This window comes from Micromonospora sp. RTBAU3-60 (assembly GCF_054963695.1).
Genome location: NZ_JBUEGB010000020.1, coordinates 21,387 through 46,316 on the forward strand (window position 1 = coordinate 21,387; position 24,930 = coordinate 46,316).

A 24,930-nucleotide genomic window follows, 5' to 3' on the forward strand; every position below is an offset into this window, starting at 1 on the left:
GCCACCCGTCTAGCGGGTGGACGGGTCGTGGCCGGGCCCGTCCCCGCCGCTGACCCGTCCGCTCCGGACGCCGCGACGGACACGGGGGCCGCCGAGGCGGGAGCGCGACGATGGTCGACGGGGAATGGACGACGCACACCCGGAGAAGCACTCTGGGCATGCTCGGGGCGGTCGGGGCGGCGGTGCTGCTGGGTGGCGAGGCGTGCGGCCGGCCGGCCCGGACCAGCCCGCCCGCCGACCCGCACTATCCGGGAGACCCGACCGGCCCCGCCCCGACGACCGCCCCGACGACCGCCCCGGCCCCCGGCTCCCGCCCGGCCGTCGTGGCGGAGAACGCCCGATCCGGCGCCGCCGACTTCAGCCTGACCAGGCACGGGTTCGCCACCGACAAGGGCGGTGAGATCGCCGGCTACGTCCACGCCACCAGCGTGGCGCCCGGCGAGGAGCTGGAGTTCCGGGTCTCGGTCTCCCGCCCCCAGCGCTACCAGATCACCGTCTTCCGGGTCGGCCACTACGCCGGCAGCGGGGCCCGGGCGGTGATCGTCAGCCCGTGGCTCGACGGGTTCCGGCAGGCCGCGCCGGACGTCGACCCCGACACCGGCGCGGTCTCCTGCGCGTGGCGCACCGGCTGGCGGCTGACCGTCACCCCGGACCTGGTGAGCGGTCTCTACCTGGCCCTGCTCGCCGGTGCCGCCGGGCAGCACCAGTGGATCCCCTTCGTGGTGCGCGACCCGGCGCAGCGGGCGGGCGCGCTGGTGGTCCTGCCCACCAGCACCTGGCAGGCGTACAACGGCTGGCCCATGGACGGGCGCACCGGAGCCAACCTCTACTACGGCTACGACGACGCCGGGCGCTGGACCACCGGGCACCGCGCCCGGGCGGTCAGCCACGACCGGCCGTACGCCGGCAACGGGATCCCGCACCTCGCCAACCAGGAAGTCGGCTTCGTCCAGTGGGTCGAGGGGCAGGACCTCGACATCACGTACGCCACCAGCGAGGACCTGCACAGCGCACGGGTGAACCCGGCCCGGTACCGGGCCGTCGTCTTCCCCGGCCACGACGAGTACTGGTCGGCGCCGATGCGCCGGTCGGTCACCGCGGCCCGCAACGGCGGCACCAGCCTGGTCTTCCTGGCCGCCAACAACTGCTACTGGCGGATCGACTACGGCGCCGGCGGCCGGTTGGTCCGGTGCGCCAAGAGTTCCGTGCCGTCGTCCGGCTCGATCCCGCCAGAGGTCAAGTGGCGGTCGGCCGGGCACCCGGAGCAGCAACTGATCGGCGCCCAGTACGTCAGCATGATCGACGGCCAGGCGCCGCTGGTGGTCCGGGCCAGCGACCACTGGTTCTGGGCGGGCACCGGTCTCCGGGACGGCGACCTGATCCCCGAGGTGGTGTGGGGCGAGGCCGATCAGCGGACGCCCGGGGTCCCGCAGCCCCGAGCGGTGGAGCGGACCCTGCTCGCCGACTCCCCCTACTCCCGGCAGGGCGAGACGCACCGGCAGCACACCCACCTCTACCGGGCACCCTCCGGAGCCTGGGTGTTCATCGCCGGCACGCTGGGCTGGACCCGGGTGCTCGCCGACTCGGCGGCCGCCGATCCCCGCCTGGCCCGGGCCACCCTGAACCTGCTCCAGCGGGTGGTGCGGTAGCTCAGGTCAGGCGGCCCGGCTCAGAACGCCAGCGCGGCGCGCAGGTAGCGCAGGTCCCCGGGGCCGGTCCAGCGGTGCGCGGAGAGGCCGGCCGCGCGGGCGCCGGAGACCGACCGGTCCTCGTCGTCGACGAACAGCACCCGCGACGGCGACGTCTCCAGCGCCGCGCAGGCCACCTGGAAGTACTCCTTGGCCGGCTTGCTCACCCCGACCACCGAGGAGTTCACCACCGCGTCGAAGTCGTCGGTGAGGCCCAGGGCGGCCAGGTCGGCGTCGAGCTGGTCGGTGGCGTTGGTGCCCAGCCCCACCCGTACGCCCGCCTCCCGCACCTGGCGGATGAACGCGAGCACCTCCAGGTCGACCTCGCCCCGGTAGCGCTGCCACTCCTCGACCGCGGCACGGGCCCGCTCGGCACCCACCGACGGGGTGAGCGCGTCCGCCACGCTGGCCATCCACTGTGCGTGGCTGACCTGGCCGGTGAGCACCGGTTGGAGCAGCCCCCACGACATGGCGATCTCGCCGAGGACGCCCTCGGTGAGCCCGTACTCCTGCTCGACGCCGGCGGCCACCGCCGGATCCCAGCAGCGCAGCACGCCGTCGAAGTCCACCAGGAGCGCCGTCGCGCGTTCCCGACTCACTCGTCTGTCTCCTGCCCGTCGTCGTCGGCCCGGTTGAGCCGCTGGCTGATCACCTGGGTGACCCCGCTGCGCATGGTCACCCCGTAGAGCGCGTCGGCGATCTCCATGGTCCGCTTCTGGTGGGTGATCACGATGAGCTGGCTCTTCTCCCGCAGCTGCGCGAGCAGCGTGATCAGCCGGCCCAGGTTCACGTCGTCGAGGGCCGCCTCCACCTCGTCCATGATGTAGAACGGGCTGGGTCGGGCGCGGAAGATCGCCACCAACATGGCCACCGCGGTCAACGACCGCTCCCCGCCGGAGAGCAGCGACAGCCGCTTGATCTTCTTGCCCGGCGGGCGGGCCTCGACCTCGACGCCGGTGGTCAGCAGATCCTCCGGGTCGGTGAGCACCAGACGCCCCTCGCCGCCGGGGAAGAGCACGGTGAACACCTGCTCGAACTCCCGCGCGGTGTCCTCGAACGCGCTGGCGAAGACCTCCAGGATCCGTTCGTCGACGTCCTTGACCACGGTGAGCAGGTCCCGGCGGGTGGCCTTCAGGTCCTCCAACTGCTCGGAGAGGAACTTGTAGCGCTCCTCCAGCGCGGCGAACTCCTCCAGGGCCAGCGGGTTGACCTTGCCGAGCAGGGCCAGCTCCCGTTCCGCCTTGGCGGCCCGCTTCTCCTGCACCGGCCGCTCGTAGCGGACCGGGTCGGGCACCGGCCGGCCCTCCTTCTCCGCCGCCGCCACGTCCGCGTCGGTGGGCGGGACGAGCTGTTCCGGGCCGTACTCGGCGACCAGGGTCGCCACGTCGAGGCCGAAGTCCTCGGCGGCCTTCGCCTCCAACTGCTCGATGCGCAGCCGCTGCTCGGCGCGGGCCACCTCGTCCCGGTGCACCTGACTGGTCAGTCGGTCCAGCTCGCCGCCGAGCCGCTTGGCCGCGCCGCGTACCTCGGACAGCTCGGCCTCGCGGGCGGCGCGGTCGCGGGCCACGGCGTCGCGCTGCTCCTCGGCGCGGGCGAGGGAGACGGTGAGCCGGGTCAGCGCCTCCCGGGCGCCGCCCACCACGGCCCGGGCGATGGCCGCGCCGCGAGTGCGGGCCGCCCGCCGGGCCGCCGCGCGCTCCCGCGCGGCCCGCTCGGCGTTCGCCTGCCGGGCCAGCGAGTCGGCCCGGCCGGCGATCGAGGAGACCCGCTCCTCGGCGGTACGCACGGCGAGCCGGACCTCCATCTCGTTCTGCCGGGCCTGCGGCACCATCGCGGCGAGCTGGTCGCGCTCCTCCGTCGACGGTTCGGCGTCGATCGGGGTGGTCTCGGCCAGCCGCAGCCGCTCCTCCAGCTCGGCCAGCGCCTGCAGGTCGCGTTCCCGGGCCGCCTCGGCGCGGGCCCGGGACTCGCCGAGCCGGTCGGTCTCGGCCTTCGCCGACCGCGCGGCGGCGCCCAGCTCGGCCAGCCGTCGGGCGGCGGCGTTGCGGTGGCTCTCCGCCTCCCGCTTGGCCGCGGCCGCGTGCTGGACGGCGTCCTTCGCGGCGGCCACCTCGGCGCGCGCGTCGACGAGCTGCTCGCGGAGCTCGGCGCTGGTCCGCTCGGCGGTGAGCCGGTTGGCCCGGGCCTCCTCGACGGCCGCCTGCACCTCGATGTAGCTGGGCGCCTTGGCCGACCCGCCAGCCGCCGCGTACGCGCCGACCACGTCGCCGTCCGGGGTGACCGCGCGCAGCTCCGGGTTGCCGGCGACCAGCTCGGCCGCGGCGGACAGGTCGTCGACCAGCACCACGTCGCGCAGGGCCCGGTGCACCGCCGGCCGGATCTCGGCGGAGCACTCCACCAGGTCGGGTGCCCACTGGGCGTTGTCCGGCAGCTTCGGGCGCAGCGCGTCGGCCGGGCCGTCCATGCCGGGCCCGGCGGGGCTGCCGACCAGCAGGCCGGCCCGCCCGGCGTCGGAGATCTTGAGCAGCCGCATCGCCTCGACGGCCTCGTCCACGCCGCTGACGGCGACGGCGTCGGCGAGCCCGCCGAGGGCGGCGGCGAGCGCCGCCTCGTGGCCGGGCGCGACGGTGAGCAGCCCGGAGAGGCTGCCCAGCAGGCCGGGCACCTGGTCGGCGCGGGCCAGCAGCGCTCCGGCGCCGTCCTTGCGGCGCAGGCCGAGGGCGAGCGCCTCCTCCCGGGCCTTCCAGGTGGCCGCGTCCTTCTCGGCGGCCCGCTCGGCGTCGGCGAGGCTGCGGACCGCGGCCTGCGCCTGCTCGTGGACGGCCACCGCCTCGGCGTGCCGGGCGTCCAGGTCGGCGTTGTCCCGGTCCGCCTCGGTGGACTGCTCGGCGACCGCGTCGAGTTCCGCCTGGGCCTTCTCGGCGCGGGCCAACGCGTCGGCGTGCGCGGCGGCGAGCCGTTCGATCTCCTCGCCGGCACTGGTGGTACGGGCCCGGGCCGAGTTGACCTGGCCGGTTAGCCGGGCCAGCCCCTCGCGGCGGTCGGCGATGGCCTTGGCCGCCGCGACCAGTTCCCGCTCGGCGGCGGCGAGCTGCCGTTCCAGCTCCTGTCGGTGCTCGACCGCCTCGGCCAGCCGGATCTGGTCCTCGGTGAGCGCCGCGCGGAGCTCCTCCTCCTGCTCGCGGACCCGCTGCGACTCCGCCTCCAGCTGGTCGGGGTCGCGGCCCGGGCGCTCGTCGTCTCCGGTGGCGCTCAGGTGGCGCAGCCGTTCCCGGGCGAGCTGCTCGATGGAGCGGAACCGCTCTTGGAGGGCGGAGAGCTTGTACCAGGTGTCCTGGGCGGCGGCGAGCAGCGGGGCGTCCTCGGCGAGGGCGCTCTCCAACTCGCCGAGCCGGGCCTGCACCTCGGTGTGCTCCGCCTCGATCTGCTCCCGCCGCTCGCGCAGCGCGGTCTCGTCGGCGATCTCCTTGTCCAGCGTGGTCCGCAGGGTGTGCAGGTCGTCGGCGAGCAGGCGCAGCCGGGCGTCGCGCAGGTTGGCCTGGATGGCGGCGGCGCGGCGGGCCACCTCGGCCTGCCGGCCCAGCGGCTTGAGCTGGCGGCGCAGCTCGGCGGTGAGGTCGGTGAGCCGGTTGAGGTTGGTCTGCATCGCGTCGAGCTTCCGCAGCGCCTTCTCCTTGCGCTTGCGGTGCTTGAGGACGCCGGCCGCCTCCTCGATGAACGCCCGCCGGTCCTCCGGCTTGGCGTGCAGCATGCCGTCGAGCCGGCCCTGGCCGACGATGATGTGCATCTCCCGGCCGATGCCGGAGTCCGACAGCAGCTCCTGGATGTCGAGCAGCCGGCAGGAGTCGCCGTTGATCTCGTACTCGCTCTCGCCGGAGCGGAACATCCGGCGGGTGATGGAGACCTCGGTGTACTCGATCGGCAGCGCGCCGTCGGTGTTGTCGATGGTGAGGGTGACCTCGGCGCGGCCCAGCGGCGCCCGGCCGGCGGTGCCGGCGAAGATGACGTCCTCCATCTTGCCGCCGCGCAGCGCCTTGGCGCCCTGCTCACCGAGCACCCAGGCGATGGCGTCGACGACGTTGGACTTGCCGGAGCCGTTCGGGCCGACCACGCAGGTGATCCCGGGCTCCAGCTTCAGCGTCGTCGCGGAGGCGAAGGACTTGAAGCCCTTCACCGTCAGGCTCTTGAGATGCACCTTCTCGATCCTCGTCCGGTGGCCGCCGTACCGTCGCCGGCTGCGCGGACCTGGTGAACCCGCAGACTAACCCGCGGCCGGGGAGACCCCGGTACGCGACCCACCCCACGCCGGTCATGTCCGGTTCCCGGCGGCGTCCCGAAACTGCAAGATCGTATTCGCGGCCCCGGTCGCCGACGGCAATTTCGGGGCGCCTCACCAGTTCGGAAGATGCGGCGCGAAAACAAAAACCCACACACAAAGCTGCGCGCCGGCACTGCGGTGTCGGCGCGCGTTTTCGGGTGGTGCGATTCAGTTTTCCGACGGATCGAGATCAGGTCAGTGCCGGCTCGGCCAGCCGGAGGAGGTCGTCCGCCTCCGCCGCAGCCGCCGCGAGCCGATCATTGTCGGCACGCAGACGCGTGATCTCGAACTCCAGTGCCTGAACCCTGGCACGCAGTCGGGTGACCTCGTCGAGCATACGCCGGTCGGGCGCTGCACCTACGTGGCCGTAGAGGGCCTTCGCCATGCTGACTCCTTGATATGCGCTGCCGGAAAGGCCGGCCAACGCGCGCCCATGATGTTCGCGGCTGCCCTACCAGCAAAATGCGGGCATGGCTGGGCGCGACTGGCGACACCTATATATTGAGCCTTAAACCCCTCCTTCGTCAAGTTCTCGCAGGCCGTAGATCATCTCGACGTCGACCTGTCCACTTGTCGGGGGGCTGCCGTGAGGCGCGGACACGCTCTGTCCGGACGCCTTTACTGTACGCCCGGAAATGTGTGAACGCCTCACCCTCCGTGTCGGGTTCCCCTTAACTCTTTCTTAGCCGCGTTGCCGCAGGTCGCGGCCCACCCGTAGCGTCAGCCCGGCCCGCAACCGACCCGTGGAGGGGACAGGCGTGTATCGCTGGACCGACCCGACCGAACCGGACGGCGTTCCCCGACGCCCCGAGCAGCCGGCCGACGAGGGCCCGGCCTGGCTCACCGACCGGCCGGAGCCGCGGTCGGCGTACCTGTTCGGGGACGACCCCGAACAGCCGGGCGCGGACTGGGCCGACACGCCGACCGGCGTCTGGCCGGCCGGCGCTCCGCACGCCCCGTGGGCGGCCGCCCCGGCGGACCCCCGGCCGGCCTCCGACGGGACCGGCTTCCGCCCCGCCGAGGCGGACGGGCCCGGATTCCGCTCCGCCGCGGACCGGACCGGTGACCTCCCCCAGCCCGGCCCGGACTGGACCGACCAGCGCTACCTGCCCGGCCCGGCCTGGACCGGCCACTCCCCGGCCGCCGACCGGACCGGCGGGCAGCCGCCGTTCGAGCCGGGCGCGCCGACCGCCCCGTTCGAGCGGGCCGCCGACTGGCCTCCCGCAGCGGACCCCGGCGCCGCCTGGGACCCGTCAGCGGAGCCCGACGCCGGCTGGCACGCCACCGAGGAACCCACCGTCAGCTGGCAGCCGGAGGTGTCGGCCGTCGGCCCGCACCCCACCGATGGGCCCGCCTGGCGGCCGGTGACCGACAGCCCTGCCGAGGGGACGGGCCGGCACCGGCAGAAGCGCCGGTTCCCGCGCCCCCTCCTGGTCGGTGGGGCCGCCGCCGCGGCGACCCTCGTGGTGAGCCTCGGCATGGCCGCCGTGCTGCTGCCCGGCGGTGACCAGCGAACCGAGTCGACCTCCGCGGAGGAGCCGGTGGCCGCCGCCCCGGTCGTGCCGGGCAGCGCCGGGGACGCGCCCGGCGACGCCCTCGCGGCGCCCACCTCCCCCACCGCCGCCCCGACCAGTGCCCGGCCGAGCCCGACCCGGGCGGCCGCCCCGAAGCCCAGCCGGACCACCGCGCCGTCCCGGCAGCTGACACGCAGCGCCGCGCCCCCGGCCACCGCCGCCCGCAGCGCCGCGCCGAGCGGCATCAGCGCCGAGCTCCAGCAGGTCGTCGACCTGGTCAACAAGGAGCGGGCCAAGGCCGGCTGCAAGGCGCTGGCCGTCGACGACAAGCTCATGCTGGCCGCCCAGCGGCACAGCCAGGACCAGGCCAACCACAAGACCATGTCGCACGACGGCAGCGACGGCAGCGACCCTGGCCAGCGGCTCGACCGGGTCGGCTACGCCTGGCGGGCGTACGGCGAGAACGTCGCCTGGAACCAGCAGACCCCGGCCGCGGTGATGGACGCCTGGATGAACAGCCCGGGCCACCGCGCCAACATCCTGAACTGCTCGTTCACCGAGATCGGTGTCGGTGTCGCGCGGAGCAACGGGCCCTACTGGACCCAGGACTTCGGCACCCCGCGCTGACCGGCGCGTCGTGACCGGGTCCGCGTTCGTTTGACCGGGTGAGGTACGCCCGGACGGGCTCACCGTGACGGCCGGGCCGGATCGGCGTACCGGCTGGGGGCGGCGGAGTGCCGCCCGCGACCCGGGAGCTGTCGATGCGGATCCGGCCGGCGCCGGCCGCGCCGCGCACCCGGCCAGCCCGCGTCCTCCCCCGCGGGCTGTGCCGGGGCGTGGCGGCCGTCATGACGGTGCTGCTGCTCGCCCCGGTGCCCGGGTGCGAGCGGCCGCTCGTCCCGCCCGGAGCACCCACCCCCTGGCCGGCCGAGCTGGCCCGGCGCTGGCAGTGGCAGTGGCAGCTCACCGGCCCGCTGGACGTGACCGCCGACGCGGACGTCTTCCTGCTCGACCCGGTCCGCACCACCTCCGCCGAGACCGCCGCGCTGCGCGCCCGGGACCGCCGGTTGGTCTGCCAGGTGAGCGTCGGCACGTACGCGCCGAGCGACCCGGACGCCAGCCGCTACCCGGCGGACCTGCGCGGCGGCCCGGTCACCGGTCGCCCGGACCGCCGTTGGCTGGACGTCCGCCGCTGGGACACGCTGAAGCCGGTGCTCGCCGACCGGCTCCGGCTGTGCCGGGGCAAGGGCTTCGGCGCGGTGGCGCTCGACGACGCCGACGGCTACCTGCACCGGCCCGGCTTCCCACTCGACTTCGACGACCAACTGCTGTTCAACCGGCGGCTGGCCGCCCTGGCCCGCCAGCTCGACCTCTCCCCCGGGCTGGTCGGTGACGTGCCGCAGGTGGCCGCGCTGGCCCCCGACTTCGACTTCGCCGTCAACCAGGAGTGCGTACGCCGGCGCGAGTGCGCCAAGCTGCTGCCCTTCGCCGACGCGCACAAGCCGGTCTTCCACGTCGAGTACACCGGCGACCCGGCGGCGTTCTGCGTCACCACGGTCGGCTACGGCTTCGCCTCGATGCGCAAGGACCGGGCACTGGACGCCTGGCGGAAGCCCTGCCCCCTCCCATGACCCAACGCCCCCCGGCCGGGGCGCCCCTCCCCGTGCCCGCGCCGCTCGCCCCAGCTAGCGGTGATCATGAAGTTGTTGTCGCGACACGCCGATGTGGAGGGCAACAACTTCATGATCACCGGGGCGGGGGGCGGGGACGGGGGACGGGGGCGGGCAGCGGGGGGCGGGGTGGAAGCGGGGGTGGGCCGGGCCGCGGATGCGGCCCGGCCCGGTGGGGACGTGCGGGTCAGTGGGCGCCGACCAGTTCCGGGGTGGGGGTGGGCGGGTCGGCGGGCGGGGTTGCCGAGCGGGCGCGCAGGAAGCGCGGGGCCCACCAGTTGGCGTCGCCCAGCAGGGTCATCAGCGACGGCAGCACCACGGCCCGGATGATCGTGGCGTCCAGCAGGATCGCCGCGGCCAGCCCGATGCCGAGCTGCTTCATGTCGATGGTGCTCAGCGTCGCGAAGATCGAGAAGACCCCGACCATCACGATGGCCGCGCTGGTCACCACGCCCGCCGACGAGGTGATCCCGTACGCCACCGCGTCCCGGTTCGGCAGGCCGCCCCGGACGCCCTCGCGGATCCGGCTGACCACGAAGACGTGGTAGTCCATGGAGAGCCCGAAGAGGACCACGAACAGGAACAGCGGCAGCCAGGTGACGATCGCGTCCATCGAGGTGAAGCCGAGCAGCCCCGCCGCCCAGTCGCCCTGGAAGACCAGCACCAGCAGGCCGTACGCGGCGCCGGCGGAGAGCAGGTTCAGCAGGATCGAGGTGAGCGCGACCACCACCGACCGGAACGTCCAGGCCATCACCAGGAACGTCAGCGCCAGCACGAAGGCGGCCACGATCGGCAGCTTCTCCCGGATGTGCTGGGCGTAGTCCTCGTTGGCGGCCACGGCGCCGCCGACCGCGTACTCGATCCCGGGGATGCCGCGCAGCGCCACCGGGACCAGGTCGGTGCGCAGCTCGTGCAGCGAACGGGTGGCCTCGTCGGTGCGGCTGCCGTACGGGGTGGCCACCTCCAGCACCGACACCCGGCGGTCGGCCGACACCTTGATCTTCGGGCCGTCCCCCTCGGCCGGCGCGAAGAGCGGATCGGCGGCGGCCCGCCCGGCCAGGTCGGTCAGCGCGGCGTGCACCCGGTCGGCCTGCTCGGCCGGCGCCCGCACCGCCACCGTGTGGCTGGTGCCGTTGCTCGGGAAGGCGGCGGTGAGCCGGTCGTACGCCTGCATGGCAGGCGTGGTGCGGGGCACGTCCTCCATGCCGGGGAACTTCAGCTTCATGCCCAGCGCCGGGGCGGCCAGGGCGAGCAGCAGCCCGACCGAGACGATCAGGGTGGCCCGCGGGGCGCGCAGCGCGGGCTTCAGCACGGCCGGCCAGAACCGGGGCCGGGCCGGCTGGCCGTGCCGGCCGGTACGCGGGGCGGTGAGCCGCCACAGCAGCGGCACCCGGGGCCGGTCGACCCAGCGGCCGAGCTTGGCCAGCAGCGCGGGCAGCACGGTCAGCGAGCCGAGCACCGCGACCGCGACCACCAGGATCGAGCCGACGGCCAGCGACGAGAAGATGGCGTCCTGGGCGAGCAGCAGCCCGGCCATCGAGATGATCACGGCGGTGCCGGAGACCACCACGGCGTGCCCGGAGGTCTCCGCCGCGATCTCCACCGCGTCGAGCCCGGACCGGCCCTTCGCCCGCTCCTCGCGTTCCCGGCGGACGTAGAAGAGCGAGTAGTCGACGCCGACGGCCATGCCGATCAGCAGGATCACGCTGGCCGTGGTGTCGTTGGCCGGCACCAGGTGCGAGGCCAGGGTGGACAGCCCCATGGCCGCGGCCACCGAGGAGAGCGCGAGCAGCACCGGCACGCCCGCCGCGATCAGCGCGCCGAACGCGATGATCAGGATGGCCAGGGTGACCGGCAGGCTGAGCAGTTCCGCCCGCTTGAAGTCCTTCCCCAGCGTGTCGTCCAGCGCCTTGTTGATCGACGGCCCCCCGACCTGCTCGATCCGCAGCGCCGGGTGCGCCTCCTGCACCGTGGCGGTGGCGTCCCGCAGCGGCTGCACCCGGTCCGACGCGGTCTCCGGGTCACCGGACATGGTGATCGGCAGCAACAGCGCGTCGCCGTCCCGGGACGGCATCGGCGTACCCACCGAGGCGACCCCGTCGACCTGCCGCAGCCGGGCCGCCGCGTCGTCGGCGGCGGCCTTCGCCGCGGCCTGGTCGAGCGTCCCGGAGCGGGACGTGATCAGTACGTTCTCCGTCGCCGGCTCGTGGAAGCCGCCGCTGTCGATGATCAGCTCGGACCGTCCCACCTCGCCGGTCGCCTGGTCGGCGGAGCTCGCCTCCTTCAGGCCCGCGGCGTTGCCGCCCACGAAGCACACCGCCACGAACACCACCCACAGCGCGATGGCCCGCCACGGGTGCTCCGCACTCCACCGTGCCAACCGCACCGTCACCGGTCGCCTGCCCATACCCGGGTTCCCCCTCCAGACGTCGGCCCTGTGCCGACGGTCTGACGCTAGGGAGCGGGCGACGCCCGGACATCGGGGAACGGCCCCGGCTCGTCCCCCATCCGGCAGATCCCGGCCGGCCGGGCCCCAGGGGCTCCATCAACCGGACAGAACGGGCTTTTCAGGGTACGAGCGGGGGACGCGCCGGAAACCGCCCGACAGGGCACACCGGCGCAACCCCGAGCCGGCTCAGGGTCATCCCCGCAACGCCCCTCGGGGGCGGGGCTGGCAGCGCGGGCAACTGTAGGACGACCGGTTCATGAACGCCTCGCGCCGGATCGGCGCGCCGCACCGCGGGCACGGCTCCCCCTCCCGGCCGTACGCGTTCAGCGACCGGTCGAAGTAGCCGCTCTCGCCGTTGACGTTGACGTACAGCTCGTCGAAGCTGGTACCGCCCTGCTTGATCGCCTCGCCGAGGACGTCCCGCACGTGCCCGAGCAACCGGCTGACCGCCGGGCGGGTCAGCGCGTCGGTCGGGCGGGCGCCGTGCAGCCTGGCCCGCCACAGCGCCTCATCGGCGTAGATGTTGCCGATCCCGGAGATCAGGCTCTGGTCGAGCAGCGCCCGCTTCACCTCGGTACGCCGCCGCCGCAGCGCGGCCACGAAGTCGGCGTCGGAGAACTCCGGGTCCATCGGGTCCCGGGCGATGTGCGCGATCTCCGCGGGCAGCTCCGCGCCACCCTCGGACACCGACAGTCCACCGAACGTGCGCTGGTCGACGAAGCGCAGCTCCGGCCCGTCGTCGGCGAACCGGAACCGGACCCGCAGGTGCAGCTCGTCGGCCGCCCCGACCGGCTGGAGCAGCAACTGCCCGGACATGCCGAGGTGCCCGATCAGGGCGTCCCCGCTGTCGAGCGGCAGCCACAGGTACTTGCCCCGGCGCCGGACGTCGGTGATCGTCCGGCCGGTCAGCACGTCGGCGAAGTGCTCCCCACCCGGCTGGTGCCGGCGTACGGCCCGGGGGTGGCGCACCTCGACGGAGCTGATCGTCCGGCCGATGACCCACTGGGCCAGCCCCTGCCGGACCGTCTCGACCTCGGGCAGCTCAGGCACGGCCGGCGCCCGCCTCGGCCGCGTCGTCCGCGGTCGCCTCGGCCGCGGCCTTCGCGGCAGCCTCCGCCTCGGCCTGCTCGGTCAGCGTCCGCCAGGCCGACTCGGCGGCCCGCTGCTCGGCCTCCTTCTTGCTACGCCCCTCGGCGCCGCCGTAGCGGTTGCCGGCCACCACCACCCAGGCGGTGAAGGTCTTGAGGTGGTCCGGCCCGGTGCCCTCGATCCGGTATTCGGGGACGCCCAGCCCCAGCGCGGCGGTCAGCTCCTGGAGGCTGGTCTTCCAGTCCAGCGCGGCGCCCCGGCCGGCCGACTCGGCCATCAGCGGGTCGAACAGCCGGTGGATCACGATGGCCGCGGTGTCCAGGCCGTACTGGAGGTAGATCGCGCCGAGCAGCGCCTCCAGGGTGTCGGCCAGGATGCTGGCCTTGTCCCGGCCGCCGGTGGTCTCCTCACCCTTGCCCAGCAGCAGGTACGCGCCCAGCCCCGCCGGGCCGAGACCGCGCGCCACGTCGGCCAGCGCACGCATGTTCACCACGCTGGCGCGCAGCTTGGCGAGCTGCCCCTCGGGCAGGTCGGGGTGGTTGTGGAAGAGCGCCGTGGTGATCACCACCCCGAGCACCGAGTCGCCGAGGAACTCGAGCCGCTCGTTGGTGGGCAGCCCACCGTTCTCGTACGCGTAGGAGCGGTGGGTCAGGGCGCGCTCCAGCAGCTCCGGGTCGAGCGACACCCCGAAGGCCGCCTCCAGGTGGCCGACGGGAGCCCGCCGCCGCTTGTCGTTGGTCATGGTGCTACCTCGGTGTCGGTTCGGTCAGGTGCGAAATCGTGCGGTACGCCGTCGAGCAGGGCGGCGACGGTGTCGGTGGCGCCCCTGCGCCACAGGTGGGCCGCGAGGGCGATGCCGGAGGCGACGTCGTCGGGCCGGGCCGCGCCGTGGCAGACGACCACCGTGCCGGCCACCCCGAGCAGGGCCGCCGCGCGCGGGGCGCCGCCGCTCGCCGGGGGCCCGCCGGCCATCGCGTACGCGCCCTCGATCGCCTTGAGCAGCACGTTGCCGGTGAACCCGTCGGTGACCACGACGTCGGCGCGCGCGCCGAGGGAGACGTCGTACCCCTCGACGAGGCCGACGTATCGGGCGCCGCACGGCAGCGGCACGGCGGCGAGGGCGGGATCGGCGGCCCGGCGCAGCCGGTCGCCCTTGCCCGCCTCGGTGCCGACGGAGAGCAGCCCGACCCGGGGCGCGGCGACGGCGTGCGCCACAGCGGCGTACGCGGCACCGAGCACGGCGTGCCGGGCGAGGGTGGCGGGACGGGGTTCGAGCGTGCCGCCGACGTCCAGCAGCACGACCGGGCCGGCCACGGCGGGGAGGGTGGCCACCAGCGCCGGCCGGCGCACCCCGGTCCACCGGCCGAGGCCGAGGGCGGCGGCGGTGACGGTGGCGCCGGTCGAGCCGGCGGAGACGAGCGCGTCGGCGAACCCGTCGCGGACGGCGTTGACGGCCGCCTGGACGGTGCTCTCCGCGCGGGCGGCGGTGGGGTGGTCGGCCATGCCGACGACGGTCCGCACCGGGCGGACCGTGACGCGGGCACGCTGCTCGGGGGTGAGCGCGCCGATCAGCCCGTCGGCGACCTCGGTCGGTCCGACGAGCAGCAGGTGCAGGTCAGGGTCGGTGCGTACGGCCCGCAGAGCGCCGTCAACCACGACGGCGGGAGCATCGTCCCCGCCGAGGAGGTCGACGGCGATCCGCGCGGTGCCCGGCTCCGTCGGGACGCCGGCCGGGGGTCGGCCGGCGGCGGAGGGAGCCGGGGCACCGGGCGTGAGCCAGGGTGCGCGCGCCACCCGACCTGTGGTCGGGGACGTCACTCGGCGTCCAGGTCAGACCTCGAGGACCTGGCGGCCGTTGTAGGTGCCGCAGACGGAGCAGGCGGCGTGCGGCAGCTTCGGCGACTTGCACTGCGGGCAGGCCACGGTCGCGACCGCCGCGGCCTTCCACTGCGCCCGACGGGCCCGGGTGTTGCTGCGCGACATCTTGCGCTTGGGGACGGCCACGGTTGTTACTCCTCTTTACGGGTCAGTTGCGACAGGGCAGCCCAACGCGGGTCGACCTGCTGGTGACTGTGGTCGGCCGGCAGTTCGTCCCAGCGCACCCCGCAGTCGGGGCACAGGCCTGGGCAGTCCTCCCGGCAGAGCGGGTTGGTCGGCAAGGTGAGCACCACCGCGTCCCGCAGCGCCGGCTCCAGGTCGATCAGATCGCCCTGCATCCGGCCCACCTCGTCCTCGTCGGTCGTGATGTCCGTGGTGCTGTTCTCGTACGCGTACAGCTCCTGGATCGGCACGACCACCGAGTCGTCGATCTCACGCAGGCAACGGCTGCACTCGCCCTTGATGGGACCGCTGACGGTCCCGGAGACGAGCACACCCTCGGACACCGACTCCAGCCTCAGGTCGAGGTCGAGGTCCGCGCCCGCCGGCACACCGATCAACTCCACGCCGAGGTCCTCCGGTGCCGGCACGACCCGCTTGACCGTACGCAACGCGCCAGGCCGACGCGGCAGGTCCCTCGTGTCGAGGACCAGCGGCGACCTGGGGTTGAGTGGAGAAGGCGTGTGTTTGGGCATAGTCAGACTCCGGCCGGTGAGAGGCCGACAAAGAAGGTTACCTGGGCGACCGCCGGACCGTCGAACCGGGGCGTGGTGCGCCCCGGCCCCACCGGGTGCCGGCTGTCGGCTGCCGGCCCGGGCGTCGCTCAGAAGGGTAGCGGCCGGTCCGCCTCGTCACCGCCGAAGGTGCCGATCTCGCGCAGCGCGTGCATCTTGTCCCGGCCGCGCTCTATCGAGGCGAGTGCCCGGGTCAGGAACTGCTCGAAGTTGGCCAGCGCGGTGTCGACGTAGTCGTCCACCTCGTCGCGGAGGCGCTGTGCCTCCGCGCGGGCCTCGGCGATGATCCGGGCGCCCTCGTGCTCGGCGGAGACCGTGATCTCGTTCACCGAGACCAGGCGGGCGTGTTCCGCCTCACCCTCGCTGATGATCCGATCGGCCTCGCGCTTGCCGGCCTCCATGATCTTGTCCCGCTCCTCGAGCAGCGCGGCGGCCCGGCGCAGGTCAGCGGGGAGCTCGACGCGCAGCTCGTCGAGGGCGGCGATCATCTCGCCCCGGTCGACCATGCAGTTGTTGCGCGACATGGGGACGGAGCGGGCCTGCTCCACCATGGCGATCAGTTCATCGATGCGATCGAGCGGGTCCACCGGTACCTCACTCCTGTCGTTCGTCGGCCGACCTACATGATGCGGCCTGCGCCCGAATTCGGCGCTGCACACATCATGTCGCGCCCGCTCCACGCCGCGCCGGTCCACCCCCGCACGGCGCGTCGCGCGCCGCCCCGACGAGCGCCTGGCCAGGGCGTCGCGCGCCGCCCCGACGGGTCAGGGCGTCGGGCCGCCCGGCCGGCGCCGGGCGGCACCCTCGACGAGGACGCGGCGAACGGTCAGGCCCGGGCGTCCGGGGTGAGGCGGGCCACCAACTGCTCGCGGACCACGTCGGGGACGTGTGCCGAGATGTCGCCGCCCCACTTGGCCACGTCCTTGACCAGGCTGGAGGAGAGGAAGGAGTAGAGCGGGTTGGTCGGCATGAAGAGGGTCTCCACGCCGGCCAGGCCGATGTTCATCTGGGCCATCTGCAGCTCGTAGTCGAAGTCGCTGACCGCGCGCAGACCCTTGATCAGCACGCTGGCCTGCTGGGCGCGGCAGAAGTCGACCAGCAGCCCGCGGAACGACTCGACCCGCACGTTGTCGTAGGAGGCCGTCACCTGGCGGAGCATGTCAATCCGCTCCTCGACGGTAAACAGCCCCTGCTTCGACTGGTTGATCAGCACGCCGACGATCACCTCGTCGAACAGCCGGCTAGCCCGGCCGATGATGTCGAGGTGTCCGTTGGTGACCGGGTCGAACGAGCCGGGACAGACCGCACGTCTCATGATCGGCGACCGTACCAAAGGGTGGTCTCGCCGTAGCGGCGACTGCGCTCCGGCGTGATGCCCTCCACCCAGTTGACCGGCCCGGTGCGGCTGGACCGCTCCACGATCACCAGGGCGTCCGGGACCAGCCAGCCGCCGTCGACCAGCGCGGCCAGCAGCGCGGTGATCTCCTCGTCGGGTACGGCGTACGGCGGGTCGGCGAAAACCACGTCGTACGGCCCGCCGTCGGGTCCGGCGGCGAGCACGCCGGCCACCTTGCCGGTGACCAGGCGGGCGACCGGGGCGGCCCGCAGCGTGGCGATGTTCTCCCGGATCACCCGGGCCGCCCGGGCGTCCGACTCCACCAGCAGCACGTGCGCCGCGCCCCGGGACAGCGCCTCCAGGCCGACCGCGCCGGAGCCGGCGTACAGGTCGGCGAAGCGCGCCCCGGCCAGGTCCAGCTCGGCCTGCACCGCGCTGAACAGCGCCTCCCGGACCCGGTCGGAGGTCGGCCGGGTGCCCGCGCCGGGGGGCGCGGCGATCCGCCGGCCGCCGAGCGTCCCGGCCACGATCCGGGTCACCGTCTGCTCCCGCACATGCCCCAGACGCTACGCGACGGCAGGACCGGGCCGGGCCGACCACCCGGCGCGACTGTCGATCACCCTGCCCGACCTCGACCTCGACCTCGACCTGGAGATGGAGGCCGTCTACGCCCCCGAGCAGAAACCGCGGTGGCGGCGGTGGCGGGGGCGCCGAGCCGGGCCTGCCGGTGACCGGCGCGGCGGCCGGCGTCATGGCGGCCGTGGCCGGTGCCCTGGTGGCGGCCGGCGCTGTGCTCCTCGTGGTGACCCGACGGCGGCGGATCCGCTTCACCGCCTGACGTGAGCCTGCCCGAGGGCGCGCCGACCACCCCGGCCGGCGCGCCCTCGACTCATTCCAGCTCCGCCTTCAGCAGCGCGGGGTCGATCTCGGCCTGGTTGGTCAGCACCACGAGGCGGCGGTCGGAGTCGGGGAACCAGGCCGCGAACGCCTTGTAGCCGCCGTTGTCCCCGGAGTGGTGGACCGCCCGCTCCCCGGCCAGTGGGCCGACGAACCAGCCGTAGCCGTACGCCTCGCCGGGGCGGCCGGTCGGCGCGTGCGGGCTGATCATGGCGGCCACCGCGGCGGGCCCGAGCAGCCGGCCCCGGCGTGGCACGTCCAGCCAGGTGAGCAGGTCGGCACCCGTGCACCAGACGTCCCCGGCGCCCATGCTCACCGTGTCCAGGTTCCAGGACGGCGCCGGCCGGCCGCCCTCGTGCCCAACCGCCACGTCGTCCCGCCCGGCGGCGTCGCCGGCGAAGCTGTCCGTCATGCCGAGCGGCGCGAAGACCTCCTCGGCGAGGAACTCGGCATACGGGCGGCCGGAAGCGCGCTCGACGGCCCGGGCCAGCAGGACGTACCCGGGGCTGCTGTAGTGCCAGCCGGCGCCGGGGGCGAACAGCGGCGGCACGCCGGCGAAGACGGCCACCAGCTTGTCGGGCTCGGCCGGCCCGGCCAGGTCGATCATCGGGTATTCCTCCCAATGACCCAGGCCGGAGGTGTGGGTAAGCAGGTGGTGCGGGGTGATCCCGGACCAGGCCGCCGGCGGGTCCGGCAGCCAACGGTTGATCGGATCGTCCAGGCGCAGCGCGCCCCGCTCGGCGAGGAGCAGCACCGCGACGGCGGCCATCTGCTTGCTGATCGAGGCAATCTGGAACCGGGTCGCGGGGGTGCAGGGCGATCCGGCGTCGGCGGAGCCGGTGACCCAGTCAACCTGGAGATCGTCGCCCTGTGCCAGCAGGAGCACACCGCGGTCGAGGGATGGGTTTGGCATCGCCCGAGCCTAGGCCCGGACGGCCGGCCGGTGGGGGCGGCGGCCGGGTCAGCCCTTCTCCAGGTATTCGGCGCGTTCCTCGTCGACCAGGGCGGCGACCGAGGCGGCCAGGGCGGGGTGCCGGGTCAGCTTTGGGTCCTCCTCGACCAGGGCGATGGCCTCGGCCCGGGCGTCCCGGATCAGGTCGGAGTCCCGCAGCAGCGACAGCAGCCGCAGGTGGGAGCGGCGGCCGGACTGGGTGGCACCGAGTACGTCGCCCTCGCGGCGCTGTTCCAGGTCGAGTTCGGCGAGCTTGAAGCCGTCCGTGGTGGAGGCGACCGCGTCCAGCCGCTCCCGGGCGGACGAGCCTTCCACCGCCTCGGTGACCAGCAGGCAGAGCCCGGGCGCCGAGCCACGACCCACCCGGCCGCGCAACTGGTGCAGCTGGGACACGCCGAACCGGTCGGCGTCCAGCACGATCATCACGGTGGCGTTGGGCACGTTCACGCCCACCTCGACCACCGTGGTGGCCACCAGCACGTCCAGGTCGCCCGCGGCGAAGGAGCGCATCACCGCGTCCTTCTCGTCGGCCGGCAGCCGCCCGTGCAGCACCCCGATCCGCAACCCGTGCAGCGGCCCTTCCTCCAGCAGCGGCGCCACCTCGGTCACCGCCAACGGGGGACGCCGCCCGTTGTCGTCCTCGCGCGGCGGTTCCTCCTCCGAGGCCGGCCCTTCACCGATCCGCGGGCAGACCACGTACGCCTGGTGTCCCTTGGCGACCTCCTCGCGCAGCCGGCGCCAGGCCCGGTCCAGGAAGGCCGGCTTCTCGGCGGCCGGCACCACGTGGGAGGCGATCGGCGAACGCCCCTGCGGCAGCTGGGACAGCGTCGAGGTCTCCAGGTCGCCGTAGACGGTCATGGCCACCGTGCGGGGGATCGGGGTGGCGGTCATCACCAGCACGTGCGGCGGCTGGTCGGCCTTGGCCCGCAGCGCGTCCCGCTGCTCCACGCCGAACCGGTGCTGCTCGTCGACCACCACCAGACCGAGGTCGTGGAAGTCGACCCCCTCATAGAGCAGGGCGTGGGTGCCGAGCACGATCCCGGCCCGCCCCTCGGCCACCTCGGCGAGCGCCCGCCGCCGGGCCGCGGCGCCGAGCGAGCCGGTGACCAACTCCACCCGGGTGGCGCCGTCGGCGGCGCCCAGCTCGCCGGCCCGGGCGAGCGGGCCGAGCAGGTCGAGCATGCCCCGGTAGTGCTGGGCCGCGAGCACCTCGGTCGGGGCGAGCAGCGCGGCCTGCCCGCCCGCGTCGACCACCTGGAGCATGGCCCGCAGCGCGACCACCGTCTTGCCGGAGCCGACCTCGCCCTGGAGCAGCCGGTGCATCGGGTGCGCGGTGGCCAGGTCGGCGGCGATCTCCCGGCCGACGGACTGCTGGCCGGGGGTCAGCTCGTAGGGCAGCCGGGCGTCGAAGGCGTCCAGCAGGCCGCCCGGTTTCGCGGGGCGGGCCTGCGCCGGCCAGGCCGCCGCCCGGTGCTTGCGCTGCACCAGGGTGAGCTGCACGGCGAACGCCTCGTCCCACTTGAGCCGACGCCGGGCCCGGTAGAGCTCCTCCTTGCTGGACGGCCGGTGGATCTCGCGCAGCGCGGTGCCGATGCCGACCAGGTTGCGGCTGGCCCGCACCGTGGCGGGCAGCGGGTCCTCGGGCGGGGTGAACGTGTCCAGCACCACCCGGACGCCGCGGGCGATCACCCAGGTCGGTACCGCCGCCGCGGCCGGGTAGACCGGGATCAGCGCCCCGGCGAACTCCTCGACCTCCTCGGTGGCCGCCGCCTCACCGTCGCCGCCCGCCCCGAGCAGCACGTACTCCGGGCCGTTGAGCTGCCGCTTGCCCCGGAACTCGGTGACCTTGCCGGCGAAGAGCCCCCACCGGCCCGGGCGCAGGTCCCGCTCCCGCCACGCCTGGTTGCCGAAGAAGGTGAGGGTGAGCACCCCGCCGGAGCCGTCCCCGACGGTCACCTCCAGCAGGTTGCCCCGGCGCTGGCGCATCGGCCGGACCGCGGTGCGCTGCACCTGGGCCAGCACGGTCACCTGCTCCCCCACGTCCAGCGAGCGGATGTCGGTGTGCTCGCCGCGCTCGTCGTAGCGGCGCGGGAAGTGGTAGATCAGGTCGCCGGCGGTGTGCAGGTCGAGGTGGCTGGCCAGGGCCTTGGCGGTCTTCTCCCCGACCAACTTCTTCAGCGGCGTGTCCACCGTGGCCGACTCGCTCGTCATTCGACCCCCACCAGGAGCGGATAGTGCGGCTGCCCGCCCTCGTACGCCTGCACCTCCACGAACGGCCAGGACCGCTCGACGTGCTCGCGTACCCGGTCGGCCAGCCCGTCCGGGGCGTCCGCCCCGCACAGCAGGGTGACCAGCTCGCCGCCGCCGCCGAGCATCCGGTCGACCACGGCGGTGCAGGTGTCGAGCAGGTCGCCGCCGATCAGGTGCACCTCGCCCTCGACCAGCGCCAGCACGTCGCCCGGCCGGCACGGCCCGGCCACCGTGAGCGCCTCCTTGCCGGCGTGGCAGACCTCGGCGTACCGGCAGGCGCCGGCCGCCTCGGCCATGGCGATGACGTCGTCCTCGAAGCGGCGGGACGGGTCGCGGACGGCGAGGGCGGCGAGCGCCTGCACCGGGGAGCGGGTGGGCACCACGCTCACCTTCACCCCGAGCCGGTGCGCCTCCCGCGCGGCGGCGCTGGCCACCGACTGGGTGTTGGGGTCGTTGGGCAGCACCACCACCCGGGCGGCGCCGGTGGCCCGGATCGCGTCGAGCAGCTCACCGGTGGACGGGTTGGCCGGCACCACGGTGGCGCCCTCGGCCTGGAACAGCTCGGCGATGCCGGCGCCGGTGGCCACCACCACGGCGGCCCGGCCGTCGGCCAGCGGGGCCGGCGGGGACGCGGCCTGGTCGGCGAAGCGGGTCACCGTGATCCGGTGCGGGCGGCCGGCGACCACGCCCGCCTCGATCGCCGCGCCGACGTCGTTGACGTGCACGTGCACGTTCCATATGCCGATGGCTGGGCCGGCGTCACCGACGATGACGAGGGAGTCGCCCAGCGCGCCCAGCTCGGCGCGCAGCCGGGCCACCGCCTCGTCGGTGGCGTCGAGCAGATACTGCACCTCGTAGGCGTACGCCGAGGAGCCGGTCTCGCGGACCGCGGTGGCGGGCGGGCGGACCGCGGGCGACGTGGGCGCCAGCGGCCGGGGGCTCTCCCCGGTGACCACCTCGACCAGCGCGTCCAGCAGCACGCAGAGGCCCCGGCCGCCGGCGTCGACCACGCCGGCGCGGGCCAGCGCCGGCAACTGCTCGGGGGTACGTGCGAGCGCGCCGGCCGCCCCGGCCGCCGCGGCTCGGGTCACCGCGCGCAGGTCGTCGCTGTCCGCCTGCTCGGCGGCGCGTGCCGCGGCGGCGACCACGCTGAGCAGGGTGCCCTCGACCGGCTGGGCGACCGCGGCGTACGCGGCGGTGGTGGCCAAGCCCAGCGCGGCGGCGAACTGCCGGCCGCGGACCGCCGGGGCGCGGGCGAGCGCGTCGGCGAAGCCCCGCAGGATCTGCGACAGGATCACCCCGGAGTTGCCCCGCGCTCCCAGCAGCGCGCCCCGGGCCATCAGCCGCAGCGCGTGCCCGTGCGGGGTGTGCCCGTCCTCGGGGAGGGTCTCCAGGTCCATGGCGAGGGCCTGCTGCGCGGAGGTGAGGGTGAGGACCAGGTTGGTGCCGGTGTCCCCGTCCGGGACCGGGTAGACGTTGAGGTCGTCGATCTCGCCCTGGTGCCGTTGGAGGGCGGCCAGCCCGCTCGCGCACCAGCGGCGTACCGCGGCGGCGTCGAGGGTGTCCAGCACGTCGGGAAGCCTACTGGCGCGCACCGACACGCGCCGAGGTCGGCCGGTTCCGGCCGGCGTGTCCGACCGTCCGGGGCGGCGGTCGGGGACCGGGCCGGGCCGGTACGCTGGGTGGGACAACAGCGACAGCTCCACCTCGGCGCGTCTGACGCCGCGCCGTGACCTGAAGCCGTCGACCACCCAGGCCGGGCCGGTTGGGCGTACCGGCGAGCCATCGGGTAACCTGGCCAGGTTGCCCGGGCAGCGCCTGGCGGCGACCTCATGAACGTTTCAAACCCAGGAGTATCCCGTGGCTAGCGTGTGCGACGTCTGTGGCAAGGGGCCGGGCTTCGGCCACAACGTGTCCCACTCGCACCGGCGGACCAACCGCCGCTGGAACCCGAACATCCAGTCGGTGCGTACCCCGGCCGGTGGCGGCACCACCAAGAAGATGCAGGTCTGCACTTCGTGCATCAAGGCCGGCAAGGTCACCCGCGCCTGACGCGGTAGCGCCACCCAGAACTCGTCGGAAGCCGGCGGACCGGAAGGGTCCGCCGGCTTCTGTCGTGTCCGAAAGCCGGAGCTGACGGCTGGCCGACCGGCTGGCGACCCGGCCCGCAGGGCCCGGTTAGGGTCGTGCTGCGCCGGCTGTCCGGTCCGGCGCGGGGCGTGGGGAGGAACGACCGGTGGACCTGGACCTGGGGCGCGACGAGATGGTGGTGGTCGGCGCGTCGCTCGGCTCGCTGCAGTGGTTCAACCAGGAGCTGCCGCCCAGCAGTGTGGTCCTCGTCGAGGAGCCCGACGTGATCCGCCGCCGCGGCCTCGAACGCATCGCGGCCGAGCTGCCCCTCGTCTCCCGGCTGGTGCCGGCCGCGTACCAGACCGGTCTCGACGTCGACGCGCTGCTCGCCCGGGAACCCGGCCTGGCCACCGCCCGGCTCGTCATGCCCGGCCTGGAGTACGGGGTCGCCGCCACCGCCCGGCTGGCCGAGAGGCTCGGCCTGCCCGGGCCCGGGGTGCCGGCGGCCGACGTGTTCACCGACAAGCACCGGATGCGGCTGCTCGCCGACACCGCTGGCCTGGCCAACCCGGCGTACGAGCTGGTTGACGACCCGGCGCGGGCGACCGAGTTCGCCCGCCGCCACGGCGGCCGCTGCGTGCTCAAGCCCACCCGCCGCTCCGGCAGCCTCGGGGTGCAGCTCATCGCCGACCCGGCGGAGATCGCCGCCGCCTGGGCGACCAGCGCGACGCCGCAGGAGCCGGTCGATGCCACCGCGGACCTGCCCACCGAGGTGCTGGTCGAGGAGCTGCTGGCCGGCTCGGAGCACAGCGTGGAACTGCTGGTCGCCGACGGCGAGCCGATCTTCGCCAACGTCACGGACAAGCGGATCGTCGGCGGCCGGTTCCCGGTGGAGAGCGGCCACACCGTGCCGTCCGCGCTCCCCGAGGCGGAGCACCGGACGCTCCGCGACGCCGCCGTCCGGCTCGCCCGGGCCGCCGACTTCCGCAGCGGCATGCTGCACAGCGAGTGGATCCTGGTCGACGGCACGCCGGCGCTGGTGGAGTGCGCGGCGCGGATGCCCGGCGACATGATCACCGCCCTGGTCTCGATCGCCTACGAGTGCGGCTTCATCGAGGCGTACCTGCGGGTGCTGCGTGGCGAACGGCCCGCGCTGCCGGCCCGGCCGTCCGGCGCGGCGGCGGTGGAGTTCCTGGTCGCCCCGCCCGGGCGGGTCACCGCCGTGGACGGGGTCAAGGCGGCGCTGCGGTTGCCCGGCGTGCTCGACGTGCAGGTCGACGTCGCCGTCGGGGACACCGTGCCGGAACTGCTCTCCTCGGCCCAGCGCAGCGGTCACCTGCTGGCCTGGGGCACCGACCCGACCGGCGCGGAGAGCGCGGCCCGCAAGGCCGCCGACCAGATCCACATCACCGTCGCCTGACCCGCCCCCGCACCCGGCGAGGCCGCGCCGGACGAGGCCGCGCCGGACGATGCCGCCAGGTCGGCGATTCGGCGGTAACCGCGGCGGCCAACCCCGCCACATCGCCGATCTGCCGCCCGCACTCGGACTGCGCCCGGCAACGCCCCGTCAGAGGATGCGGCCGAAGGAGAGGCAGCCCGGGGCGTCCTTGTAGAAGCCGAAGTTCGGGATCCGTTCGTAGCCGGCCGAGGTGTACATGGCGATCGCCTCGGGCTGCCTGTCGCCGCACTCCAGGACCATCCGCTTGCGGCCCTCCTCCCGCGCCGACCGCTCGACCGCCGCGAGCACCGACCGGGCGACGCCCCGGCCCCGGGCGGCCGGCACGGTGTACATCCGCTTCAGCTCGGCCGTCTCGCCGTCGTCGCCGTGGCTGCGCCAGCCACCACAGCCCACGGGCTGCCCGTCCAGGTAGGCGACCAGGAAGGCGCCCGCCGGGGGCTCGAACTCGGCGGCGTCGACCGGGGTGTCGTCGCCGCTGCCGCCGTACCGCTGGCCGAGGTCGGCCAGGGCCGCCCGGATCAGAGCCTGCGACTCGGGCGCGTCGAAGCGCCGCGCCCGGATCTCGATCTCACTCACGGATGAAGGGTACGACCGCGGCCGGCCCCGGACCGGGGCCGGCCGGCGAC

Annotated in this window: 22 protein-coding genes; 6 read left to right on the plus strand and 16 right to left on the minus strand. The window is 74.6% G+C overall.

Going from position 1 to position 24,930, the window contains the following annotated elements:
- The first annotated feature begins 110 nt into the window (after positions 1-110).
- A complete protein-coding gene (locus tag ACY34I_RS20635) occupies positions 111-1,649 on the plus strand; it encodes a N,N-dimethylformamidase beta subunit family domain-containing protein (protein WP_462756626.1) in 1,539 nt (512 codons plus the stop codon).
- A 20-nt stretch (positions 1,650-1,669) separates the two neighbouring features.
- Here ACY34I_RS20635 and ACY34I_RS20640 read toward each other — a convergent pair whose 3' ends face one another.
- The 3 genes from ACY34I_RS20640 to ACY34I_RS20650 form a co-directional block, all read right to left on the minus strand.
- Positions 1,670-2,287, minus strand: coding sequence for an HAD family hydrolase (locus tag ACY34I_RS20640; RefSeq protein WP_148794837.1), 618 nt, complete (start codon positions 2,285-2,287; stop codon positions 1,670-1,672).
- A complete protein-coding gene (gene smc, locus ACY34I_RS20645) occupies positions 2,284-5,883 on the minus strand; it encodes a chromosome segregation protein SMC (RefSeq protein WP_462756627.1) in 3,600 nt (1,199 codons plus the stop codon). The genes ACY34I_RS20640 and smc overlap by 4 nt, the downstream gene beginning before the upstream one ends.
- 313 nt (positions 5,884-6,196) lie before the next feature.
- Positions 6,197-6,391 (minus strand): hypothetical protein, encoded by a 195-nt coding sequence (locus tag ACY34I_RS20650; RefSeq protein WP_073832502.1) that lies wholly within the window; start codon positions 6,389-6,391, stop codon positions 6,197-6,199.
- A 373-nt stretch (positions 6,392-6,764) separates the two neighbouring features.
- On the opposite strand from ACY34I_RS20650, the gene ACY34I_RS20655 reads away from it, so the two are divergent.
- Together ACY34I_RS20655 and ACY34I_RS20660 are read left to right on the plus strand one after the other, a co-directional pair.
- Positions 6,765-8,147 (plus strand): CAP domain-containing protein, encoded by a 1,383-nt coding sequence (locus ACY34I_RS20655; protein ID WP_462756628.1) that lies wholly within the window; start codon positions 6,765-6,767, stop codon positions 8,145-8,147.
- A gap of 134 nt (positions 8,148-8,281) precedes the next feature.
- Entirely contained in the window at positions 8,282-9,151 is an 870-nt protein-coding gene (locus tag ACY34I_RS20660; RefSeq protein WP_462756630.1) for an endo alpha-1,4 polygalactosaminidase, read from the plus strand.
- A gap of 226 nt (positions 9,152-9,377) precedes the next feature.
- On the opposite strand, the gene ACY34I_RS20665 is transcribed toward ACY34I_RS20660, so the two are convergent.
- From ACY34I_RS20665 to rsmD, 9 genes are all read right to left on the minus strand, one after another.
- The gene (locus ACY34I_RS20665; protein ID WP_462756632.1) at positions 9,378-11,597 is read right to left on the minus strand and encodes an MMPL family transporter; all 2,220 of its coding nucleotides are present in this window, start codon (positions 11,595-11,597) and stop codon (positions 9,378-9,380) included.
- A gap of 234 nt (positions 11,598-11,831) precedes the next feature.
- Positions 11,832-12,689, minus strand: a complete 858-nt coding sequence (mutM, locus tag ACY34I_RS20670) for a bifunctional DNA-formamidopyrimidine glycosylase/DNA-(apurinic or apyrimidinic site) lyase (RefSeq protein WP_462756633.1) — start codon at positions 12,687-12,689, stop codon at positions 11,832-11,834.
- Complete coding sequence (gene rnc / locus ACY34I_RS20675; RefSeq protein WP_462756635.1) at positions 12,682-13,470, minus strand: ribonuclease III; 789 nt, start codon at positions 13,468-13,470, stop codon at positions 12,682-12,684. Before rnc ends, mutM begins: the two co-directional genes overlap by 8 nt.
- Positions 13,467-14,426, minus strand: coding sequence for a phosphate acyltransferase PlsX (locus ACY34I_RS20680; RefSeq protein WP_462756703.1), 960 nt, complete (start codon positions 14,424-14,426; stop codon positions 13,467-13,469). The genes rnc and ACY34I_RS20680 overlap by 4 nt, the downstream gene beginning before the upstream one ends.
- 132 nt (positions 14,427-14,558) lie before the next feature.
- Positions 14,559-14,732 carry a 50S ribosomal protein L32 gene (rpmF, locus tag ACY34I_RS20685; RefSeq protein WP_073832497.1) on the minus strand — a complete coding sequence of 58 codons (174 nt, stop codon included), beginning with the start codon at positions 14,730-14,732 and terminating at the stop codon, positions 14,559-14,561.
- A 5-nt stretch (positions 14,733-14,737) separates the two neighbouring features.
- A complete protein-coding gene (locus ACY34I_RS20690) occupies positions 14,738-15,301 on the minus strand; it encodes a YceD family protein (RefSeq protein WP_148804676.1) in 564 nt (187 codons plus the stop codon).
- Positions 15,302-15,429: 128 nt separating this feature from the next.
- Positions 15,430-15,927, minus strand: coding sequence for an SPFH domain-containing protein (locus ACY34I_RS20695; protein WP_148804675.1), 498 nt, complete (start codon positions 15,925-15,927; stop codon positions 15,430-15,432).
- 239 nt (positions 15,928-16,166) lie between these two features.
- Positions 16,167-16,655, minus strand: a complete 489-nt coding sequence (gene coaD, locus ACY34I_RS20700) for a pantetheine-phosphate adenylyltransferase (protein WP_148804674.1) — start codon at positions 16,653-16,655, stop codon at positions 16,167-16,169.
- A complete protein-coding gene (gene rsmD, locus ACY34I_RS20705; protein ID WP_462756704.1) occupies positions 16,652-17,215 on the minus strand; it encodes a 16S rRNA (guanine(966)-N(2))-methyltransferase RsmD in 564 nt (187 codons plus the stop codon). The genes coaD and rsmD overlap by 4 nt, the downstream gene beginning before the upstream one ends.
- Before the next feature lie 188 nt (positions 17,216-17,403).
- Here rsmD and ACY34I_RS20710 point away from each other — a divergent pair, with 188 nt between their 5' ends.
- Positions 17,404-17,514 (plus strand): LPXTG cell wall anchor domain-containing protein, encoded by a 111-nt coding sequence (locus ACY34I_RS20710; RefSeq protein ID WP_462756637.1) that lies wholly within the window; start codon positions 17,404-17,406, stop codon positions 17,512-17,514.
- A 51-nt stretch (positions 17,515-17,565) separates the two neighbouring features.
- On the opposite strand, the gene ACY34I_RS20715 is transcribed toward ACY34I_RS20710, so the two are convergent.
- The 3 genes from ACY34I_RS20715 to ACY34I_RS20725 are packed head-to-tail and all read right to left on the minus strand — an operon-like array spanning position 17,566 to position 22,346.
- Positions 17,566-18,486 carry a serine hydrolase domain-containing protein gene (locus tag ACY34I_RS20715; RefSeq protein ID WP_462756638.1) on the minus strand — a complete coding sequence of 307 codons (921 nt, stop codon included), beginning with the start codon at positions 18,484-18,486 and terminating at the stop codon, positions 17,566-17,568.
- Between the two features lie 48 nt (positions 18,487-18,534).
- Positions 18,535-20,736, minus strand: a complete 2,202-nt coding sequence (gene recG / locus ACY34I_RS20720) for an ATP-dependent DNA helicase RecG (RefSeq protein ID WP_462756640.1) — start codon at positions 20,734-20,736, stop codon at positions 18,535-18,537.
- Positions 20,733-22,346, minus strand: coding sequence for a DAK2 domain-containing protein (locus tag ACY34I_RS20725; protein WP_462756641.1), 1,614 nt, complete (start codon positions 22,344-22,346; stop codon positions 20,733-20,735). Before ACY34I_RS20725 ends, recG begins: the two co-directional genes overlap by 4 nt.
- A 289-nt stretch (positions 22,347-22,635) precedes the next feature.
- Here ACY34I_RS20725 and rpmB point away from each other — a divergent pair, with 289 nt between their 5' ends.
- Positions 22,636-22,827, plus strand: a complete 192-nt coding sequence (rpmB, locus tag ACY34I_RS20730) for a 50S ribosomal protein L28 (RefSeq protein WP_073832489.1) — start codon at positions 22,636-22,638, stop codon at positions 22,825-22,827.
- A gap of 184 nt (positions 22,828-23,011) precedes the next feature.
- Positions 23,012-24,265, plus strand: a complete 1,254-nt coding sequence (locus ACY34I_RS20735; RefSeq protein ID WP_462756642.1) for an ATP-grasp domain-containing protein — start codon at positions 23,012-23,014, stop codon at positions 24,263-24,265.
- A gap of 147 nt (positions 24,266-24,412) precedes the next feature.
- Here the strand turns inward: ACY34I_RS20735 and ACY34I_RS20740 are convergent, their stop codons facing one another.
- Positions 24,413-24,880 (minus strand): GNAT family N-acetyltransferase, encoded by a 468-nt coding sequence (locus tag ACY34I_RS20740; RefSeq protein ID WP_462756644.1) that lies wholly within the window; start codon positions 24,878-24,880, stop codon positions 24,413-24,415.
- Positions 24,881-24,930: the final 50 nt, after the last annotated feature.

Coding starts and splice junctions, on each gene's coding strand:
- rnc (WP_462756635.1), bottom strand. CDS start 13,470: ATGACCAACGACAAGCGGCGGCGGGCTCCCGTCGGCCACCTGGAGGCG.
- ACY34I_RS20650 (WP_073832502.1), bottom strand. CDS start 6,391: ATGGCGAAGGCCCTCTACGGCCACGTAGGTGCAGCGCCCGACCGGCGT.
- recG (WP_462756640.1), bottom strand. CDS start 20,736: ATGACGAGCGAGTCGGCCACGGTGGACACGCCGCTGAAGAAGTTGGTC.
- ACY34I_RS20715 (WP_462756638.1), bottom strand. CDS start 18,486: ATGCCAAACCCATCCCTCGACCGCGGTGTGCTCCTGCTGGCACAGGGC.
- ACY34I_RS20665 (WP_462756632.1), bottom strand. CDS start 11,597: ATGGGCAGGCGACCGGTGACGGTGCGGTTGGCACGGTGGAGTGCGGAG.
- coaD (WP_148804674.1), bottom strand. CDS start 16,655: ATGAGACGTGCGGTCTGTCCCGGCTCGTTCGACCCGGTCACCAACGGA.
- ACY34I_RS20690 (WP_148804676.1), bottom strand. CDS start 15,301: ATGCCCAAACACACGCCTTCTCCACTCAACCCCAGGTCGCCGCTGGTC.
- ACY34I_RS20635 (WP_462756626.1), top strand. CDS start 111: ATGGTCGACGGGGAATGGACGACGCACACCCGGAGAAGCACTCTGGGC.
- ACY34I_RS20660 (WP_462756630.1), top strand. CDS start 8,282: ATGCGGATCCGGCCGGCGCCGGCCGCGCCGCGCACCCGGCCAGCCCGC.